The sequence below is a fragment of the Roseomonas sp. GC11 genome (assembly GCF_024437745.1).
Classification (GTDB): Bacteria; Pseudomonadota; Alphaproteobacteria; order Acetobacterales; family Acetobacteraceae; genus Pseudoroseomonas.
Map to the genome: position 1 here is coordinate 1 of NZ_JANFNY010000181.1, position 1,999 is coordinate 1,999.

The 1,999-nt window shown below is 73.4% G+C and carries 1 protein-coding gene; it reads left to right on the plus strand.

Annotation, left to right across the window (positions count from 1 at the left end):
• Positions 1-141 precede the first annotated feature (141 nt).
• A partial coding sequence (locus NON00_RS24470; protein WP_256025414.1) for a penicillin-binding protein 2 occupies positions 142-1,999 on the plus strand: 1,858 nt, incomplete at its 3' end.

Consider the following 1,999-nt stretch of genomic DNA (forward strand, 5'->3'; position numbering starts at 1 on the left):
CCGGTGGGCCGCGCCGTCGCCGCCCCCGTGCCCACCACCGGCTCGGCCCTCGGGCTGGCGCAGGGCGGCACGCTGGCGCCGCCGGTGCCGCTCGGCGCCCCCGTCCCCGTCGCCCCCGGCAGCTGGAGCCGGTAAGCCGCCATGGTCCATCTGCCCCCGCCCTCCCCGGACTCCCCGCCGCTGCGCCGCCCCGCCGGCGCGCTGCCGCAGCAGCCGCCGCCGGAGGCCGCCGCCGTGCCGCCCGCCCAGGCCACGACGGTGCGGGTGACGCAGCCGGACCTCGCCCGCCGCGCCCAGCTGGAACGCAGCCGCAGCCGCCTCGTCATCGCCTCCCTCGGCTTCGGCGCGCTGTTCATCGCCGTGGCGATGAAGGCCACCTGGTCCACCGTCATCGCGCCTGCCGAGCCGAAGCGGCTCAACGCCGTGGTGCGCGCGCTGCAGCCGCCGGCGGCGCATGTCGCCAGCCGCGCCCCCATCACCGACCGCAATGGCGAGATCCTGGCGATCTCCCTGCCCGTCACCGCGCTGGTGGCCAATCCGCGCGTGCTGCAAAGCCCGGTGGAGGCGGCGGACAAGCTGCGCACCGTGCTGCCGCAGCTCGACCGCGAGAAGCTGATCGAGCGCCTCTCGGGCGACCGCGGCTTCGTCTATGTCGCCCGCGCCCTGACCCCGCGCGAGCAGCAGGGCGTCATCAACCTCGGCATCGCCGGGCTCGACTTCGAGGAGGCGGAGCGCCGCTACTACCCGCAGGGCCGCGCCGCCGTGCATGTGCTCGGCAATGTCGATGTGGACGGCAATGGCGTCTCCGGCATCGAGCGCCGCTTCGACGAGCGGCTGCGCACCGAGCGCGGCGAGCCGCTGCGCCTGTCGCTCGACGTGCGCGTCCAGCTCGCCCTGCGCGACGCGGTGAACCAGGCGATCACCGACTTCAACGGCATCGGCGGCGCGGGCGTGGTGCTCGACGTCAACACCGCCGAGGTGGTCGCGATGGTCAGCCTGCCGGACTATGATGCCGGCGATATCGGCGGCGCGACGCCGGACCAGCGCTTCAACCGCGTCACCGTCGGCACCTATGAGCCGGGCTCGACCTTCAAGCTGCTGACCGCGGCCGCCGCCATCGAATACGGCACGGCCAATGTCTACAGCTCCAGCTTCGACGCCTCCCGCCCGATCCGCTTCGGCCGCTTCACCATCACCGACTACAAGGGCAAGAACCGCTGGATCAGCTTCCCCGAGGTGCTGGCCTATTCGTCCAACCTCGGCGCCGCGCATATGGCGGAGACCTTCGGGCCGCAGCGGCAGCGGGAATTCCTGAGCCGCGCCGGCATGCTGGCGCGCCAGCAGATCGAGCTGCCCGAGGCGGCGGCGCCGCTCTACCCGCCGGCCAATGGCTGGCGTGAGATCAACATGTACACGATCTCCTATGGCCACGGCATCAGCGTCACGCCGCTGCATGTCGTCACGGGGATCTCGGCGGTGGCCAATGGCGGCATCCTGCGCCAGCCGACGCTGCTCGCCCAGCCGCCCGGCGCCGTGCGCGAGGGCACCCGGCTGATCAGCGAGAAGACCAGCGAGATGATGCGCCGCCTCATGCGCCTCGTCGTCACCGACGGCTCGGGCAAGAGCGCGGAGGTGCCGGGCTATTTCCTCGGCGGCAAGACGGGCACGGCGCAGAAGACGGGGCCGCATGGCGGCTACCTGCCCAACAAGCGCATCGCCGCCTTCGTCGGCGCCTTCCCCATCCAGGCGCCGCGCTACGCGCTCTATGTCATGGTGGACGAGCCCTCGCCCAACGCGCAGAGCCATGGCTACGCCACCGCCGGCTGGGTGGCGGCGCCGGCGGCGCATACGGTGATCAACCGCATCGCGCCCATCCTCGGCCTCGTGCCGGACGACCCGGCCAACCCGTCCATCATCGCCGCCACCACCATCCCGCTGCAGCCGCGCGGCGGGCCGCGCCCGGGCGGGCCGGTGCCGGCCGCGCCGGGCACCGTGACCG